Here is a 20,336-nt window from a genome sequence, read left to right on the forward strand (position 1 = left end):
GATTTCACCTCATTGACTTGATGATAGGTTGAACATTTCAATCGTTTTATCTCGCAGTTTATATTTTTGAATTTTGCCTGAGGCCGTCATCGGATAGTCATCCGTAAAAATAACATAACGCGGAATTTTGTGGCGGGCGATTTTCCCTTTGCAATAGGCTTTAAGCTCATCAGGTGAAACGCTTTTACCGTCTTTCAGTTTAATCCAGGCTGCAGCTTCCTCCCCGAATTTGGCGTCAGGTACACCAACGACCTGTACATCTAAAACAGCGGGATGCCGGTATAAAAATTCTTCAATTTCCCGCGGATAAATGTTCTCGCCGCCTCTGATGAGCATATCTTTTAATCTTCCGGTGATGCGGCAGTATCCGTCTTCATCCATGACAGCAAGATCTCCGGTAAACAGCCATCCGTCATGATTGATTGCTTTTCTGGTCGCATCTTTGTCTTTATAATAGCCTTTCATGACGTGATAGCCACGGGTGCACAGTTCTCCCTGCATGCCTCTTTGAACTTCTTGACATGTCCCAGGTTCTACAATTTTCACCTCAGTATGTGGCAGGGCGCGGCCGGTTGTTTCGACTCTTCTTATGAAGGAATCATTTGCTCTCGTTTGCGTAATGACTGGCGAGGCTTCGGTTTGTCCATAGGCGATCGTAATGTCTTTCATGCCCATCCTTTCAATCACAGCTTTCATCACTTCACTTGGGCAGGGAGAGCCGGCCATGATTCCTGTTCGGAGCGTCGATAGATCATATGCATCAAAATCCGGATGATGCAGCTCGGCGATAAACATGGTAGGCACACCATGGAGCGCTGTGCATCTCTCTTTTTCTACCGTTTTAAGGACGGTAACGGGATCAAATTCTTGCACGGGTATCATGGCTGCCCCGACGGATACACATGCCAAAACCCCAAGGACGCATCCAAAGCAGTGAAAAAACGGAACCGGGATGCACATGCGGTCTTGAGAGGTTAAAGCCATACATTCAGCGATATTAGCAGCGTTATTGATGACATTGAAATGGGTTAGCATCACGCCTTTTGGAAACCCTGTCGTTCCTGATGTGTATTGCATATTAATCACATTGTCTTTATCCAGGCTGTTCATTCTCTCTTCAAGCTCAGCATCTGTCACTGTTTTCGCCAATATCTCTGTATCGTCCCAATGATACATGCCAGGCAACCGTTTATTGCCAATATAGATCAGCGTTTTTAAAAAGGGATAGCGTTCAGATTTCAGTTGGCCGGGCTTTGCTTCTTGCAGTTCTGGAATTAAACTGCTCACGATGTCTGGATAAGAAGTGCCCCTGTATGAATCCATGATAATAAGCGCGGCGGCATCCGATTGCTTTAACAAGTAATCAAGCTCGTGTGCTTGATAATTGGTATTGACGGTTACGAGCACGGCTCCGATCTTCGCAGTTGCGAACTGGACGGCAAGCCATTCAGGGATATTAGAAGCCCATATGGCGACGTGGTCTCCTTTTCCAATCCCCATCCGCATGAGACCTTTAGCGGTTTGACGGCACAGACTGTCAAATTGAGCGTACGTATAGCGGATATTTCGGTCTGGATACACAACAGCATCTCGATCGGGATACGCATCAGCTGTTTGTTCCAGCAGCCTGCCGATTGTGGAATGGATGAGTTCAGCCATTCATTGTTCCTCCTTTCTTAATGATAGGAAAGCGTTTACATTTTTATTTTAAAAGCTGTCTGGCGATCACGAGACGCTGAATTTCAGATGTGCCTTCACCGATTTCCATTAATTTTGCGTCCCGCAGCATCCGTTCCACCCCATACTCTTTCATATAGCCTGAACCTCCATGGATTTGAATGGCTTGATTGCAAGCTCTTGTCGCCATTTCAGATGCGAATAGCTTGGCGTACGCCGCTTCTTTGGTGAACGGGTGGTTATGGTCTTTCAGCCAGGCGGCTTTTAACACCATTTGCCGTGCCAGATCAATTTCCATCGCCATGTCAGCAAGCTTAAATTGAATCGCTTGAAAGGAAGAAATCGGCTGTCCAAACTGCTTTCGTTCTTTCGCATATGCCAATGATGCGTCAAGGGCCGCTTGAGCAATGCCGACTGCAAGAGCAGCGATGGAGATTCGACCACCGTCCAGCGTATATAGAAACTGTTTAAACCCTTTTGTTGGATCGCCGAGTAAGTTGGCCGCAGGCACTCTTACATCCTCAAGCAAAATTTCCGCTGTATTCGAACCGCGGACGCCCATTTTATCGTACGGGCTCGTAATCGTAAGTCCTGGTGTGTCAGTTGGCACGATTAATGCGGAGATGATGTTTTTTCCATCTTTGTTTTTGCCTGTTACTGCAGTCACAATAACTGTGCGTGCGTAGCTTGCATTAGTGATCCAGCACTTTTCGCCGTTGATTACATACTCGTCACCATTTGAAATCGCTTTTGTTTGAGTGCCTCCTGCATCTGAGCCTGCATTTGGCTCCGTCAGGCCGAATGATCCGAGTGCTGTGCCTGAAGCCAGCGGCGTCAAATGCGTCTGTTTTTGCTCTTCTGTTCCGAAGTAGTATAGAGGGCTTGCGCCTAGCGAGACCGCTGCAGCATAGCTTAATCCAGTACTGCCGCAGGCTTTGCCGACTTCTTCAACCGCTAAGGCATATGAAATCGTATCACCGCCAGATCCGCCGTATTCTTCTGGAAATGGAATACCCATCAGACCGAGTTCACCCATTTTTTTAAATGTTTGCATCGGGAACTCGCCTGTTTGATCTACATGTTCAGCGTGAGGAGCAATTTCTTTTTTCGCAAAATCTTTTACCATTTCACGCACCATTTGTTGTTCTTTTGTCAGCTCAAAATTCACATCGTTTCCTCCTTCACATCTTTGTAACATCCTATTAGGCGAGTTCTATAATCATTCCCTGACAAGAAAAGTCTGAAAATTAAAACTGAATCATTTTTTATGTGATAATTTCAGCGGAATGAGCAAATACATGCAGTAGGCGCATACCATCCATATCGCAAACGCAATAACTTGGCCCTTTGATAAAGCCGGGAAGATGAGGGAGATTCCAAAGGGAAATCGTATCAATCAATAAACCGACCGCTGATCCCCATATACCTAGCTTGATCACCGCGAACTGTGATTGATCGAGTTTTTGATAGAGAAAGAACACAAGGCATAAAACAAGAGCGGTGCCCGCTTCCAAGAGAAGAAAGTTCGTCAAAAAGGCTTCTTCAGCCGGATCAGTCAACACAGCATCTTCGAACAGCACAAAAAATAATGTGGCACCTAACCAGACTAGAAATGAAAAACGTAAAACACGTCCTGTACGTGTTTCTCTTCGATTTACTTAGCACTAGTATCTCAGATTCCAATAATGGAAAATGTCCAAACACCGCCTCCATATTCATGTGAATCTCACCTTTGTTTTTTAAAAAAATACAGCGGTTTACCATCGTTTCCTGTCTCCAAAATCACTAAAAAAGACGACTTAGAAAGCCGTCCTTCTCATTTCTTATTTTGTTGTTCGTTTGGAAGCCTTGCTTTCGTTATGAAGCCGGTCTGCTGAAGTGACATAATACGTATATTTCTTGTTAGGATCTGCCGTGTTATCTAAGAAGGTTTGCTGCTCATGTGTTTTTCTTTGCGTTGCCAGCAATGTTCTCTGCTTTTTCCCTTCGGCTCTGTATATCGCATAATAGGCTGTTTCTTTCGTTTTTTGATTTGATGGGTGATCTTTAATCTGCAGAAGATTGCCGTTTTTGTCTTCGGTGACTTTCGTAAGCTTCGGTTTTTTTGGGGCGGTATTGTCAAGCCAAGGCATTTGCGGAACAAGTGCCGGCTTGCTGTAAAGATCGGCGATAAGCCTGTCTTTGATGCCAAGCGGATTTTTGTTGAGGTCCTTGAGGCTGAAATGCATGCTTCCTTTCACCAGTTCAAGCTGGCGGTTCAAAGTGATTTGCCGCACATATTCCTCAGGGTCGGACCAAGGCGGATCAAAATTGTTATTGATTTTATATGCTGCCTGGCCAATATATAAGTGAACAGGTCTATTTTTGACTTCATTGCTCCACCAATCAGCCAGCACGTCGTAAGCCGCTGCGTTAAAGCCGATACTCCAATAAATTTGCGGAGCAATATAATCGATGTCGCCTTCTTGGATCCAATGTCTTGTGTCTGCATATAGATCGTCATAATTTCTGACGCCTGCTTTTGTATTCGATCCGGTCGGGTCATCTGCGGCGTTTCTCCATACTCCAAAGGGACTGATGCCGAATTTGACATACGGTTTTTCAGCTTTAATTGTTTGGTTGATTTGTTTGACAAGCTGGTTCACATTGTCCCGCCGCCAGTCATCGATATTAGCAAAAGCGTCTTTTCCGTATTGTTCATACTGTGCTTGATCAGGAAATTCCTGTCCTGCTATTTTATAAGGGTAAAAATAATCATCCATATGAACAGCATCGATATCATAATGTTTTACGACTTCTTCAATGCCTTTGACGATAAAATCTCTCGCTTCTGGAATGCCTGGATGATAATACAGCTGGTTTCCGTAGGCGGCAACCCAATCTGGATGTTTTCTTGCCGGGTGACTCTCAGACAATTTATTAAGATCTGTATGATTCATTGTAATACGGTAAGGGTTAAACCACGCGTGAAATTCCAAATTTCGTTTATGGGTTTCTTCAATCATAAATGCAAGAGGATCATAGCCCGGGTCCTTCCCTTGGATACCGGTTAAGTATTCAGACCAAGGCCCGTAAGCTGACGGATAAAAGGCATCAGCCGTCGGTTTAATCTGAACAATAACGGCATTCATTCCCATTTTCTGCACATCGTCCAGCAGTTTGATATACTCCTGTTTTTGCTCTTTCACAGATAACCCTTTTTTGGACGGCCAATCAATATTTAATACGGAAGCAATCCATACGGCTCTCAGCTCCCTGTCAGACTGCGCATTGGCCATAAACGGAACGGAAATGACAAACGTTCCGATGATCAAGCTGACAAGGAAACGGACAATCGACTTTTGGCAAACCTTCATTCTGTTTCTTCTCCCCCATTACATCACTTTCACTATTCGCTATTACGGTATTCCCGGTCTATAAAAGGGTGATTAACAGAATGTCTATCTCACTAAATAAACGAAAAAAGTCCTAAAGCATGTTGTGAGCCGCTTTTAGGACTTTTTATCATTCATCATGGTTTGCAGACTTTTTAACACGTCAATAAGTTTTACGCCGACACCGACAGCCGTTTCAAGGATCGCTTGTGCTCCGGCAATGGCTAAAATAAAGATCACCGGTATTGCAATACGAGGCAAAAAAAGATAGCCAAGTCCGATCAAAATGGCACACCAAACACCGGCACACCAGTAGCAATTGAGCATGTATCCAAAGTTAGAAGCCGGCACACTTTTTTCATCTACATGCCCGTTTTGATCAACAATCCTTTTCTTTTTCATAAAAGGTTTTCGGATAAATTCTGTGATTTTGTCAAATACAATCAAATGTGTCAGCCTGTAACTGGCTAGAATCAGCATGATAAACGTAAGAAAAGATAAATGATCCATGACAAGCCTCCAAGAAAAAGGATGATGTTATCATTCCCTAGTGTCATCGATCCATTCTTTGATACAAAAAGAAGCGGACAGAGAATGCCTCTGTCCGCGAATCTGTTCTATTGTTTGTGCGGGATTGCTTTATTTGAAGTGATCTTTTCTAAAATGTCAAGGATGATGTCAGCATTCTTTTCAGCATATGTTCCTTCCAGCATGTCTTTATGAGCGCCAAAACCCGTGTACTCGCTGTAGTTTCCACAGGCGCCTTCCCATTTCGTTAAGCCTGTATTCTCGCTGGTTTCGATTTGAATTCCAGCTTCGATGAAATGAATGCTTGCTTTGATGTGCCCTTCATTCAGCAATTGTGCCCAATATTCTTGATAGTTTCTTTTTTTCTTCATCACCTTTTCTCTGACTGCTTCAGGCAGATATGCTGCAGATTCGTCATTCTCGGTATCAATAGGCAAAGGCTGTTCTTTTAGATAAGCGTCCACGATAATGAAGTCGCTGACTTCTAATCCTTTGCGCTCCATAGCCTGTGCCACTTCAAAAGCCAGGTTTCCGCCTGCAGAGTAGCCTAATAAAACGTATGGGCCCTCAGGCTGTATGTCCGTCATGCAATTAACATATTGTTCAATGCGGGTGTCTTGTTCAATAAAGTGAAACCCGTATACGGCTGCCTTCTCATTCAGTAATAAAGCAAGGTCTTTAAAATAAATGCCAAATCCCGATATCGGCGGGAAGCAGAAAAGATTTTGCGCGCCGTGCTGGTTCAGTTTGATCACATGCTGTTCATCTGCCGCTGTCAGCTGTTTAGAATAAAGTTTTTCGGCAAGCTGAGCGATTGTCGGATGTTCGAACAAGAAATCAATCGGTATGTCAATGTTCTGCTGATGTTTTAGTGTATGTATGACTTGCAGTGCTTTTAGTGAATGTCCGCCAATAGCAAAGAAGTCATCATCAATACTGATTGTGTTAACACCGAGGACTTGCTTCCAAATGTTCGCCAATTCTTCTTCAACCAAGTTTCTTGGCAATATGATGTTCTGTCGTTTGGCAGGCTTATTTTCTGGAATAGGCAGCGCGCTGCGGTCTATTTTTCCGTTTCCGGTAAGCGGCATCCGCTCCACACGCACCCAGTGCTGCGGGATCATATAGTCTGGAAGCACACGCGCCAAATCGGCGCGAAAATCCGTATCTGTTTTTTTATGATCACCGACGTAATGAGTGTACAGCTGCGCCTCTCCATCTTTTTCTCTCAATGTCACTGCTGCTTCTTGAACGCCTTCCATTTCTAACAGGCGCGCTTCTATTTCGGCGGGCTCAATTCGTTTTCCGCGAATTTTCATCTGCCTGTCAATTCTGCTGATGTATTCTAAGTTTCCATCAGGCAGCCAGCGTGCCAAATCACCGGTACGGTAAATTCTTTCTCCAGGCAAGAAAGGATGAGGAGAAAAAACAGTATTTGTCATGTCATCTCTGTTCAAATAGCCTTTAGCGACCCCATCACCGCCAACACAAAGTTCGCCGGGAACGCCTATTGGCAAAAGACGTCCTTTTGTATCTAAGATGTAAGCGGTGCTATTGCTGATTGGTTTTCCAATCGGAATCGGCCCCGCATAGTCTCTCTTTATTTCAAAAAAGGTTGAAAAAGTCGTGTTTTCCGTAGGCCCGTAAATATTATGAAGCGCGAGATCTGGGCAGGCGTGCCTGACAGCATTCATCAGAGCAGGCGAAAGTGCTTCTCCTCCGACATATAACGTATGGAGTCCGCGAAACATGTCAGCTCGTACCTGTGCCAGCTGATTAAAAAGAGCTGTCGTTAAAAATAGCACTGTGATGTCATTTTCAAGCAAATACGCTCCAAACCGATCAGGTGTCAGCATTGTCGATTTATCAATGATATGAAGGCTTGCGCCATGTAAAAGTGACCCGAACATTTCAAAGGTGACGGCGTCAAAGCTGATAGATCCAGTCAGAATAAACCGGTCATCACCGGACGCAGACGTGTAATTGCTGTTTCTGACAAGGGACACGACATTGCGATTCGTGATCATGACCCCTTTCGGCCGGCCTGTTGATCCTGAGGTATACATGATATATGCAAGATCGTCTGGACTGGAGATGGTGTTGATAGGAAAATGGTTCTCTCCCATCAATGCCTGCGCATCTGCAATCATACATGTTCCTGAGAACGCAGCATTTTGCTCCAGCCCCTTTTGAACAATCAGCATTTTTGCTTGCGTTTCCTCAAGCATAAAGCTGACTCGTTCAGGCGGAAGTTCTTCATCAAGCGGGAGGTATGCTCCCCCTGCTTTTAATACGGCAAGCACACTGATCATGAATTCGGGAGAATGTGCAGCCAATATTCCGGCTGTCTCGTTTTTCCGAAATCCCTTTTGAATTAACTCTCTGGCGAGCGCATTAGAGCGTTTATCAAGCTCTTTATACGAAATAGACATATTGCCATACACAAGTGCGGTATGGTCTGGCGTCTTTTCTGCTTGTTCGCGAAATAAATCGATAATTGTATGATTCTTTGGATACTCCGTTTTTGTATTGTTGAACTGTGTGACAATCTGCTCTTTTTCTGTTGCATCAAGAAAAGAAAAATCAGCAATTGGCATATGAGGGTGCTGTGCAGCTGTGCTAAGCGCTTGCGTAAATTGCCTCTTGATACAGCTGATCCAGGCAGCATCGTAAACGAATGCATTATAGCTGAACTTGACGACAAGCTCTTCGCCGGGAGCAACGACAAGATTAAAGTTATATCCTGATTGCTCGGATACTTGAACTTGATCGATTTGCAGCGGTGAATCGGTTTGATCAGCGGAATCGGCGATTTTCTGCTGTAACGGATAGTTTTCAAAGACGATAATGTGATCAATCAGTTCCTGTTTTAATGCGGTGTTTGCCTGAATATCAAATAAAGGCTGGCAGGTAAACTGCTCAGCTTCCAGCATTTCTTTCTGGCATCGTATGAGCAGTTCTTGAAACGTTTCGTCTTGATGTGTTTTAATTCGAATCGGTATGGTATTGATAAACAACCCTATCATTTGCTCCACGCCCGGGATTTCTGACGGTCTTCCTGATACAACTGCGCCAAACACAACGTCGTCTGTGCGGTTATATTGCTGCAGCATCACACCCCAGACCGCCTGAATTAGGGTAGCGAGCGTGACGCCGTGTTGTTTGGCAGTCTCTTTCAGCTTGTCTGTCAGTGGTTTATTTAATGAAAATATCAAATCTTCACGGTGATAACCTTCTTTTGTTTCTTTATCAGACACACGAGGCAGAGGTGATGGAGTGCTGTAGTTTTTTAAATAGGTATCCCAGTAGGCTGCTGCTTTTTCTTTGTCTCGGTTTGTCAGCCAGGAAATATAGGTGCTGTACGGACGGACAGGGTCTAATGAAAGCGGTTTTCCTGCATGAATCGATTGATAAATTTGCATAAATTCCTGCATAACGATACCTAGGCACCATCCGTCCATTAAAATGTGATGGTGACTCCAAAGACAGACATGCTCATCTTCAGCTGTTTTGAACAGAGAAATCCGCATCAGCATGTCTTTTTGCAGATCAAAGCCTTTTTGCTTGTCCTTCTCCTTAAAGCGTTCAATATACTCATTCTGGTCGTTTGTTGGCAGATGAGAAATGTCTTCGCTGTACAAATGGAATTCACGTTCTGTCATCACGACTTGCCGAGGTCCCGACAAATGCGGGACGTGCGGCAAAAACACAGTTCTGAAAATATCATGGCGGTCGATAATGGCTTGAATGCTGCGCTGAAACCATTCATAGCTGAGGCTTCCTTTAATGGTGAAGAGCGACTGCTCAACGTATGCCCCCTCCTCTTTACGGAGGAAGGAATGAAACAGCATTCCCTCCTGCATATGACTCAGAGGATAAATGTTCTTGATTTTTTTGATGTTATCCATAGTGTCTGCACCTTTCTTCACGGTTTCATTAGTGAAAACTGAGCATATCAGCAATCTCTTGCAGGGCGTCCTCGGTTAGTTCTTGATCATCATAATCGCTGATCGTCTTTTCTGTTTCTCTTTTGTTCTGGCAGTGTTCGATCAGCTGTAATAAAAATTGACGGCATGTTTCGCTAAGCTGTTCGATGGTTTTGCGCTGAAAGCGGGCATTGTCATAAGTCATATTGACAGTCAATTTTCCTTCTGCAGCGATTGCGCTGATATCCAGCGACTGTTCACGGTTCCATGTTGTGCTGATATCACCTCCGGCACCAAGCGGAGAGAATGAGAAGGCGTCCTCCTCAGGTACTTCAGCTGAGCGGCCGCTTTCAAATTGACCAAGATAATTAAAGCTGATTTCTGGTGCACCTGTGAAATTGATGTCTTTTTTGCCAGGCGCCGTCAAATATTTGATGACACCGTAGCCGAATCCTTTGTCAGGTACACGTCTCAGTGTATCTTTTGTTGTTTTTAGCACATGAACCATGTATTCTTCCGAATCTGGCAAGTCTGCGTTCAATTTAACCAATAACGGATAAATGGCGGTAAACCATCCAACAGTCCGGCTCACATCTATTCCTTCTAATACATCCTCTCGCCCGTGGCCCTCTAATGATAGTTTGAAGGCGGATTGATTGGTCCAATGGCGCAGCGCAAGAATGACAGAAGCGAGCAGCATGTCCTGCGTATCAGTGTTATATGCGCTGTTGGCGTCTTTTAAGAGTGATGCTGTCTCTTTCTCGTTTAAGGTAAACGAAATCGTGGACCGTTGTCCCTCGTCTGCTCTAGTGCCATCGATGTGATCAAAAGGCAATGCCTCTGTTTGATACTCTTCGGCTTCGCGCCAATACTTGAGCTGTTTCATTAGCTGCTGGCTTTCAGCGTAGTCAAAGAGCTTTTTCGTATACGCTTTAAATGAGCTTGTTTTAGGAGGCAGCTGAATCTCTTCCCCGCCTGCAGCTTGGCGATACCCTAAAGCCAAATCTTCAAGCAGAACCCGCCATGAGATGCCGTCAACGACGAGGTGATGAGCCGATAAAAATAAGAAATCACCGTCAATTGTGTGGAAAAGACCGGCTTGCAGCAGCGGACCATTCTTCAAATCCATTTTCTGCTGAATATCAAGTACATGACGTTTGATAATAGGCTCATACGCTCTATTTCCATCATTGCCGTCCGGAGCTGATAAATCAATCATCTGAAGGCCGTACAACGCGTCGTCCGAATGACTGAGCGGCCGATTATATTGATCCCACTTTCCTTGTTCATTCTGTGTAAACACCATTCGCAGCGCATCATGATGACACGTTATTGCTTTTAACGTTTTGCGCAGTGCGTCTTCTTGTACAGAGGTGCTTCGATACAGCATTACGGACTGATTAAAATGGTGTTTTTCTTTTATATCTTGAGAAAGAAACCATTTTTGAACAGGCGACCATTGTACGTCTCCCTCAACCGGAGCTTGGCTGGAACTTGTATCTGAATCACGGATATAAGCTGCCAATTCTTGAATGGTCGGATGGCTAAACAAATCTTTCACTGCCATTTGCTTGCCTATCCGGTGAAGCCGCGCAGATACCTGTAACGCTTTGATTGAATCTCCGCCAAGTTCAAAGAACGAATCAGCTGTTCCGATCTTTTCTGCCCCCAGTACTTCTTGCCATATATCTGCCAGTATTTGTTCCATTTTGCTGGCTGGCGGGAGGAATGGACGTTCACCTTCGTGGTTGTATACAGGTTTTGGAAGTGCTCCGCGATCCAGCTTGCCGTTTGGTGACAATGGAAGTGAGTCCAGTTTTTCAATAAACGCAGGGTGCATAAACACCGGCAGCTTGTTTTGTAATTCTGAGCGTACAGCATTTGTGCTCAACTCTGGTTTTGCCACCACATAAGCACTTAATTCGGTTTGTCCTGACGCTGTTTCATGAGCAACTACTGCGGCGTCTTTTACACCATTTATACACCGGATGACCGATTCAATTTCTTTCGTTTCTACACGGTATCCTCTGATTTTGACTTGATCATCGATTCTTCCGAGATATTCGAGTGTACCGTCGGCCATCCATCTGGCGGCGTCTCCTGTTCGGTACATTCGTGTTTCGGGTTTAAATGGATTCTGCGTGAATGCTCTCTCTGTCAGTTCTGGAAGATTGACGTACCCTCTTGCAAGCCCTGTTCCTGCTATACAAAGCTCTCCCGCAACACCGATTGGCTGAAGCTGATGATTGCTATTTAAAATCAGCACTTGAGTCCCGTCAATCGGCTGGCCGATGCTTACGTATGCCTGCTTTTCCATATGTCTCATGACGGTAGTCGCCACGCTGTTTTCTGTCGGTCCATATTCGTTGGCGAGTTCGGTATGCGGACATATAGCTAAGCTGCGGTCGATCAATTCGGGGTCAGCCGCTTCTCCCGCCAGTGTGACGACTCTAAGCGTCTTTACATCTTCCGGCTGCACTACGTCCAAAAGCGCTCGATATAAAACAGGCACAATAATCATATGTGTAATCCGTTGACGAGACAGCTGATGCTTAATGGCCAGAATATCCTTCGCTTCCTCTTCATGAAGCAAAACGGCTTTTGCACCTGACAAAAGCGGTGTAAACATACTAGTTAAAAAGCCGTCAAATGAGAAAGAAAAGAGCTGCAGAATGGTATCTGTCTCGTTGAATGCATAAGCGTTTCGCCGCCACTGAAGAGTGTTGGCAATACCTTTATGCTCGACCATTACCCCTTTTGGACGGCCAGTCGTTCCAGAGGTATAAATGATATAAGCCAAATGATGGGCAGACGACATTTGCGGCAGCGGCGATTTGTCGTCTGCCTCTACACTTTCTATCGCTAAGATCTCTCCTTCAAAGTCAGCAAGTGCTTCCCGATCCGCTTCATTTATTGTCATCAGCAGTTTCGTTCCGCTGTCGCTAAGGATATAGCGTTTCCGTTCTGTCGGGTATTCAGGATCGATGGGAACGTAACAGCCTCCGGCTTTCCACACACCAAGTATGGATGCTATCATACTGAACGAACGATGCATCATGATGCCTACTGGTGTGTCCGGCTTAACACCTCGGCTGCGCAATGCACGTGCGATTCCATTGGACCACTCGTCAAGCTCCTGATAAGTGAGTGTTTTGTCTCCGCTGACAAGTGCAGAAGCTTTTGGTGTTCGTGCAGCTTGCTGCTCAAACAGTTGACTGATTGTTTGAACTCCGTATTGATTCGCTTGCCCGGTGTTAAACTCATTAAGCAGCTGGTGCCGCTCTTCTTGGGTCAGGATGTCGATATGGTTGAGTGTCACCTCCGGGTTTTTGCCGATGATGCTAAGTACATTTGTTAAATGCGATGCCCAGCGTTCAATGGTGGTTTTCTCGAACAATGCGGTTGAATATTCAAAAAGGAAATGAATGTTTCCGTCGCCTTCAGATGCCTGTAGTGTCAAATCAAATTTAGAAACGAGATGAGAAACTTGTGCCGGCTTCATTTGCAAATCATGAAGATGCAATGGCTCGTAATCATTATTTTGAACAACTAACATCGCATCAAACACTGGGTTCCGGCTCATATCCCGTGTCAATTCAAGCTTATCGACAAGCTCTTCGAACGGGTAATCCTGGTGCTCAAAGGCTTCCAATGCTGTCTCACGCACTTCCTGCAAATACTGTACGAATGGCTTCCCGCCCTCCGGGCGCGTCCGAAGCGCCAGCGTGTTCACAAACATGCCGAGTATCGGCTCAAGATCCTTGTGCGGCCGGCCGGCAATTGGCGAGCCGACGATGATATCTTCCTGTCCGCTTAAGCGTGACAAGAACGCGGTGTAAGCCGCAAGGAGCACCATGTACAGTGTGCTTCCGTTTTCTCGTGCCAGCTTGTGAAGGCCTGATGCAACCTCTTGATCCAGCGTAAATGAGACCTTGTCACCCGCGAAGCTTCGTACAGGCGGGCGGGCATGATCAGCCGGAAGATCCAGCACAGGCAGCTCGCCCTCGAGCTGCTTCAGCCAGTACGCCTCCTGCGTTTTGTACGCATCTCCTGTTTTGAATCCTTCTTGCCATACGGCATAATCTTTATATTGAATGCGCAGCGCCGGAAGCTTCCGATTATTGTACAGCTCGCCGAATTCCCGAATCAGAATGTTGACGGAAACACCGTCTGAAATGATGTGATGAATATCAACCAGCAACAGGTGCCGCTCATCTGATACCTTTACGATTTGGGCACGGAACAGCGGCGCTTGGCTGAGATCAAACGGTTTGATAAAGGCGGCTGCGGCCTCCTGTTCGGTTCGTTCGCCGAGAACTGTAGTCTGTAACGTAAACGGCACCTCGTCATGGATGCGCTGCACCGGATCGCCTCCTGCGTCCTGTTCGAAGGAGGTACGAAGCGACTCGTGGCGCTTGATCAGCTCTTTGAAAGCTCTGTCCATCCTTTCAGGGTTGAGCTTCCCTTCGAGCTCTAACACAGCCGGCATATTGTAGCCTGTCCCTCCGTCCTCCAGCTGCTGAAGGACATAAATCCGCTTTTGGGCAGAGGAAACCGGATAGGTTTCCTGTTTTTCAGCGGGCTTAATCGCTTCATATGGACTGTCCGTTCCTTCACGGATAACGGTAGCCAGCCCTTCGACTGTCGGATGGGCAAATACATCTTTTAGCGGCACCTGTACATCGAATTCTTTGGCAATCCGTGAGACAAGCGCCGTTGCTTTTAAGGAATGTCCCCCGCGGTCAAAAAAGTTGTCGTGAATCCCGACAGGGCCATTTTTCAGCACGTCCTCCCACAGCTGAGAAAGCTTCATCTCAGTCACGTTTCTCGGCGCTGTGTAGGTCTCCGCATCTGCCGCTCCGCCAGGAGCTGGCAGGGCGTTTCGGTCGAGTTTTCCGCTTGGCGTAACCGGCCACTGTTCCATCTCTATCATATAGGCTGGGACCATGTAGCCCGGCAACAGTCTCTCAAGCTGTGCCCGCACTTCGTTTTTTTGGAGCCCTTCTACATAAGCGCATAATTCCGGCTCGCCGCTGTCTGTCCGTACGGTAACGGCCGCCTCTCTTACACCTTCTATACTTCTTAGTGCCGCTTCAATTTCTCCCGGTTCAACCCGGTAGCCGCGAATTTTCACCTGATCATCCAACCGTCCCAGGAATTCAACATTCCCGTCAGGGAGCCAGCGCGCCACATCTCCTGTTTTGTACATGCGTTCACCCGGGTAAAACGGGTCTTCTAGAAAATGCTCCTCCGTTAATGCCGGCCGATTCAAATAACCTCTGGCAACACCTGCTCCGGCAATGTACAGTTCGCCGATACATCCAGATGGCAGCATCCGCTGATTCTGATTCAGGATATACAATCTGACATGATGAACAGGTTTTCCAATTGGAATCCGTTCAAGTTTTTCTTGCGGCGGACAATCAAAGAATGCAGCTTCTACGGTTGCTTCCGTTGGCCCATAGGAATTGGTTATTGAAACATTTGGAAGTAACTCGTAAAATCGGGAGACAAGATGGGTCCCCAGCTGTTCTCCTCCAGAAAACACTCGCTTGAGTCTGTTTGTCTTAATCGGTACAGAGCGATATTTTATATGTTCTAAAAATACATGAAGCATTGAAGGCACAAAATGCATAGCTGTGATCTTTTGTTCCTCTATAGCCTGCGCGATCACTTCAGGTTCTTTTTCGCCTCCCTGAGGAAGCAGATAAACAGAAGCACCGGCATAAGACCACCAAAACAGTTCCCATATTGAAGCGTCAAATGAATAAGATGTTTTATGCATAATCACATCTGATTGGTTCAGTTGATAACGGGACTGAAGGGAATTCAAAAAATTCACCGCTGATCGATGTTCAACTTCAACACCCTTAGGCCTCCCGGTAGAGCCGGATGTATAGATGACATAGGCTAAAGATTGCGGGAGAACGTCCACATTCGGATTGGACAAACGATGTTTCAGCCCGCTATTTGTCTGATTGAGATAGACAATCTCCCCTGCAAATGCCGGAACATGCAGGCCGTCAGACTGAAGCAGGAGAATGTTTGTACCGCTGTCCTCCAGCAGAAAGCTGATTCGTTCTTCCGGATAATCCGGGTCAATGGGCAGATAAGCGCCGCCAGCTTTAAGAATGCCAAAAATGCCAATCAGCATTTCAGGCGAACGCCTTCCCATAATGGCAACTGTTGTTTCAGATTTTACTCCTCGTCCGATCAGCTCCCAGGCGATACGGTTAGCCTGTTCATTCAATTCTTTGTAGGTCATCGCTCCATCTTCAAAAACAACAGCCGTCTGATCAGGCGTTTTTGCTGCCTGCTGTTCGAGTGCATAGTGGAGCGTTTGATTCATTGAATAGCCCGTCTCCTCAAACAGATGGCATGATTCAATGAAATCTCGCTCTTCTTCTTTTGTTAAGATTGGAATATTGTCCAATTCTGTTTCAGGACTGGCAGCTGTATGTTCCACAAGCGTGGTGAAAAGGCTGGCCCACCTTTGGATGGTTTCTTTCTCAAACAAAGCTGTACTGTATTCAAACTGACAGAAAAGCTCGGAATCATGTTCTGTAACGTATAGGGAAATATCAAATTTTGATATTGGGTGCACCAAGTCGTTCCACTGAAGCTGTACATCATTCATTTTTAGCTTTTGCTGTTCCATATTCTGAAGGACTAGCGTTGTGTCAAACAAAGGATTCCGGCTCATTTCCCGCTGCACACCGAGTTTGTCCACAAGCTCTTCAAACGGGTAATCCTGATGCTCATACGCTTCTAGTGCCGTCTGTCTGACTTCTTTCAGAAATTCCTCAAACGTCTTATTACCCGCCGGGCGTGTGCGGAGAGCCAGTGTATTGACGAACATCCCAAGAACAGCTTCAAGGTCGGCATGGGGCCGTCCGGCGATAGGTGAACCAATCACGATATCATCCTGACCGCTTAACCGAGACAAAAAGGCTGAATACAAAGCGAGAAGCGTCATATAAAGCGTGTTTCTGTTTTTATGGGCGAGCCGCTTTATGCGGGCCGTGATCTCTTTGTCCAATTGAAAGGTTACTTTTCCGCCTATGAATTGACGTTCTGCCGGACGTCGTTTATCTGTTGGAAGCTCCAGTATAGGAAGATCCCCGCTAAACTGCTGCTGCCAGTAAGTCTCCTGCTTTTGGTACGAGTCTCCCTTTTTAAATTTCTGCTGCCATACGGCGTAATCTTTATATTGGATCCGCAATGGCTTAAGCTGCCGGTTTGCATAAAGATCGGTAAATTCTCGGATTAGGAGCTGAACGGATACGCCATCTGAAATGATATGGTGCATATCCACCAGCAATACATGCTTCTCGTTTGACACTTCTATAAGGCCTGCTCTAAATAATGGCGCCTGGCTGAGATCAAAGGGACGGACAAATCCCTCGATAGTGGTCTCTTTACTTAACGTAAACGGCACTTCGGTGTGGATACGCTGAACCGGCTCGTCATCAGCTCCGGATACAAAGGAAGTTCGAAGCGGCTCATGCCGGCTGATCAGTTCTTTACATACAGCAGACAGTTTGGCGACATCCAGTGCACCTTCCAGTTCTAAGACCGCAGGCATGTTATAGGCGACACCCTCATCAAGCTGTTGAAGCACATAGATTCGTTTTTGGGCCGAAGATACAGGATATGTATCCCTTTTTTCTGCTGGTTCAATTGCTGCATACGGATTTTGTTCTGCCTCTCGAATGATTAAAGCTAATCCTTCAACAGTCGGATGAGCAAAGATGTCCTTAAGTGAAACTTGCACATGGAATTCCTTTGCGATCCGTGACATAAGCACTGTTGCTTTTAACGAGTGGCCGCCATTGTCAAAAAAGTTGTCTTGGATGCCTACATGCCCATTCTTTAGCACATCTTCAAATAGTTGTGAAAGCTTTGCCTCTAACAGATTTCGAGGGGCAGTATATGGGTTTCCGCTGATTGAAGCATCTGGCTCCGGAAGTGCTGCGCGATCTACTTTTCCGTTTGGGGTAAGAGGTATGCTGTCAACCCATACCCATTTCGCCGGAATCATGTATTCTGGGAGCTCACTAGCCATATAACTGCGTAAATCTATTGCATTCAGCTTTTGTACACTGCAATAGTAAGCGCATAATTCATGTTCACCGTTTTGATCTTGCCAGATGAGAATGGCAGCCTCACTAATGTCCGGATGATTCATTAGCGTGACTTCGATTTCTTGCGGCTCAATTCGATAACCTCTGATTTTCACTTGATTGTCTGCCCGTCCGATATATTCGATGTTGCCGTCTTCAAGCCGTCTGGCCAAATCACCTGTCCGGTACATAATCACACCAGGCCTGAATGGGTCGGATGAAAATTTGTCGCTTGTCAGTTTATCGTGATTGACATATCCTCTGGCAACACTTGCGCCGGAAATATAGAGTTCGCCTGGTACGCCGCATGGCTGAAGCTGTTTTTGATGATTCAAAATATATAGATCAGTACAGCCTATCGGTTTACCGATTGGCGGAAGCTCAGGAATAGGGTCTCCAGGATGAATGGTATACGTAGATACCACATGAGTTTCTGAAGGTCCGTAATGATTGTGCAGGTGTATGCCGCGTTCACGCAACACATTTTGGAAAAGGTCTGAAATCATTAATTGTTCCCCGGCTGCGATCAGGTGTTTGACGCCATCAGGAAACGAGTTCGCAAGTTCTCGCTCGCTGAAAATCATTTTGATAAAAGCAGTTGGGAGAAACACAATATTCGTCTGATGCTTGTTTATAAATGTAAACAGCTGAGGCACATCTCTTTTTATGTCTTCTGGAACGATGTGGAGTGTGCCGCCTTTCAGAAGCGCAGAAAATATTTCTTGATAGCAGACGTCGAAGGAAGGTGTCGCAAATTGCAGAACATCTGCTTCAAAGTCAATGCCGGAGTGAGTATATTCGAACTTCAGCAAGTTAGCCATGTTTCGATGCTCAAATTGAACACCCTTTGGTTTACCTGTTGTGCCTGATGTATAAATCATATACAGCAGATCGTCAGCATTGTTGACTGACTTTATGTTACTGCCGTCTACTTTGCTTTCGATTTCTTCTGGATAAGTGATAATGTAATTGTCTTCTAACGATGAGGAAAGATGCGCTTGTGAAACAACATGCGAACAGCCGCAATCATGCAGAATATAACGGATTCTGTCAGCCGGGTAATGCGGATCAACGGGAACAATGGCGCCGCCTGCCTTTAAGATTCCAAGAACGCCGGTGATAAACGCCGCAGAGCGATCCATCATAATCGCAACGGGTTCCTGTCTCACAACGCCTTTCATTCGTAAATGCCGTGCCAATCTGTTAGCCGCTTTATTCAGTTCTCTGTATGTTAATGAGCAGGATTGATCAATTACAGCATGAGCATCTGGTGTCTTTTCCGCTTGCTTTTCAAACATGGCATGGATGGTTTCGTAAACTGGTGTTCGATCTGTGATTTCTCCAATCAGCTGCCGCTTTTCAGTATCTGTCGTGATATCGATTTCTTCAGGTGGAAGATTCGGATTATTTAAGATTTGTGATACAGCATTCAGAAGATGCTCTTTGACAGAGAGCACAAAAGACCGATCGTGCTGCTCCGCATCATAGTTCATTTTGATATGAATTTCTTCCCCTGGCGCCACCATAAGATAAAAGCTGTAGTTGGTTTCATCTGCGACAGTGAAATTATGAATCTGAAAAAGATCAGTAGCATGTTCCTGTTTGTTCAGCATTTGAATCTCTTGCTGCACCGGATAGTTTTCAAATACGAGAATATGATCAATCAGCCCTTGCTTAACAGCTGAGCGGGATTGAATCTCATATAAAGGGTGGTAGCTGTACGCTTCAGCGGCAAGACGGTCTTTTTGCATATCTTTTATAAGTTGAAGAAATGGCGTTTTTGCCCCCTGCACCCGAACCGGCATCGTATTAATGAAAAGACCTACCATATGTTCAATGCCTTCGATTTCTGCGGGCCTTCCTGAAATGACAGAACCGAATACGGCGTCATCGTTATTATTATATTTTTGCAGCAGAATGCCCCAAATGGTATGAAAAATCGTACTGAGTGTCACTTCTTCTCTAGCAGCAAGCTCTGAAAGCCTGCTGCTTTCTTCCTTAGAGAATGAAAATGTAACGTGTTCCTGCCTGCTTTTTCCCTTTGTTTTTTTCTGCTTCGGGAGCACGGTTTGCTGTTCGTGGCCGGAAAGATAATGGTCCCAATAAGAAACCGCCTGCTCTTTGTCTTGCTCCATCAGCCATTTGATATACTTTCCGTATGGCTGGACCGGCTCCAATGTTATAGGGGATGCATTTACATAAGATGCGTAAATATGCAGAAACTCCTTTAGCACAATGCTGAGGCACCAACCGTCCATCATGATATGATGAAAGGTCCAAATGCAGGAGTACTGGCTCTCTCCTGTTTGAATAAGAGCGATGCGCATGAGCACATCCTTTTGCAAATGAAACCCCCGGTCCCGGTCCTTTTCTTTCCATTGCTCGATAAACTGTGATTGCTCCGCCTCGTTTAAATGAGTAATGTTTTCTTCCAGGACGATGACATTTCGTTCTCTCAGAACAACCTGCTGGGGGGAGGAAACATTTTGGCTGATAAAAATCGTTCTGAAAATATCATGTCTTTCTACAAGAGCGTTGATGCTGTTTTGAAAAAACTGCGGGTTGACTTTTCCTTCTATTGTAAAAGAAGCTTGCTCAACATATGCCTGTGAATCTTTTTGCAGGAGGGAATGGAAAAGCATCCCTTCCTGCATGTAAGACAGCGGATAAATATCCTGAATTGAATTCGCTTTTGTCATGTTCATGTC

General features: G+C 45.6%; 6 protein-coding genes and 2 pseudogenes. All 8 read right to left on the reverse strand.

Annotation, left to right across the window (positions count from 1 at the left end; all coding sequences use genetic code 11):
• Positions 1 to 9: 9 nt before the first annotated feature.
• The gene (locus tag NYE20_RS11150; protein ID WP_161621608.1) at positions 10 to 1,659 is read right to left on the reverse strand and encodes an AMP-binding protein; all 1,650 of its coding nucleotides are present in this window, start codon (positions 1,657 to 1,659) and stop codon (positions 10 to 12) included.
• 43 nt (positions 1,660 to 1,702) lie between these two features.
• Complete coding sequence (locus NYE20_RS11155; protein WP_021479787.1) at positions 1,703 to 2,845, reverse strand: acyl-CoA dehydrogenase; 1,143 nt, start codon at positions 2,843 to 2,845, stop codon at positions 1,703 to 1,705.
• Between the two features lie 90 nt (positions 2,846 to 2,935).
• Positions 2,936 to 3,239, reverse strand: a pseudogene (locus NYE20_RS11160) (DUF5367 family protein).
• A pseudogene (locus NYE20_RS11165) lies at positions 3,229 to 3,396 on the reverse strand (hypothetical protein). Before NYE20_RS11165 ends, NYE20_RS11160 begins: the two co-directional pseudogenes overlap by 11 nt.
• Positions 3,397 to 3,500: 104 nt before the next feature.
• A complete protein-coding gene (locus tag NYE20_RS11170; protein ID WP_161621609.1) occupies positions 3,501 to 5,033 on the reverse strand; it encodes a glycoside hydrolase family 10 protein in 1,533 nt (510 codons plus the stop codon).
• A gap of 135 nt (positions 5,034 to 5,168) precedes the next feature.
• Entirely contained in the window at positions 5,169 to 5,561 is a 393-nt protein-coding gene (locus tag NYE20_RS11175) for a DUF1360 domain-containing protein (protein ID WP_021479790.1), read from the reverse strand.
• A 107-nt stretch (positions 5,562 to 5,668) separates the two neighbouring features.
• Positions 5,669 to 9,508 (reverse strand): plipastatin non-ribosomal peptide synthetase PpsE, encoded by a 3,840-nt coding sequence (gene ppsE / locus NYE20_RS11180; protein WP_161621610.1) that lies wholly within the window; start codon positions 9,506 to 9,508, stop codon positions 5,669 to 5,671.
• Between the two features lie 7 nt (positions 9,509 to 9,515).
• Entirely contained in the window at positions 9,516 to 20,327 is a 10,812-nt protein-coding gene (gene ppsD, locus NYE20_RS11185; RefSeq protein WP_339185186.1) for a plipastatin non-ribosomal peptide synthetase PpsD, read from the reverse strand.
• Positions 20,328 to 20,336: the final 9 nt, after the last annotated feature.

Origin of the sequence: Bacillus sp. FSL R5-0416 (assembly GCF_037975425.1) — a bacterium.
Classification (GTDB): Bacteria; Bacillota; Bacilli; order Bacillales; family Bacillaceae; genus Bacillus; species Bacillus subtilis.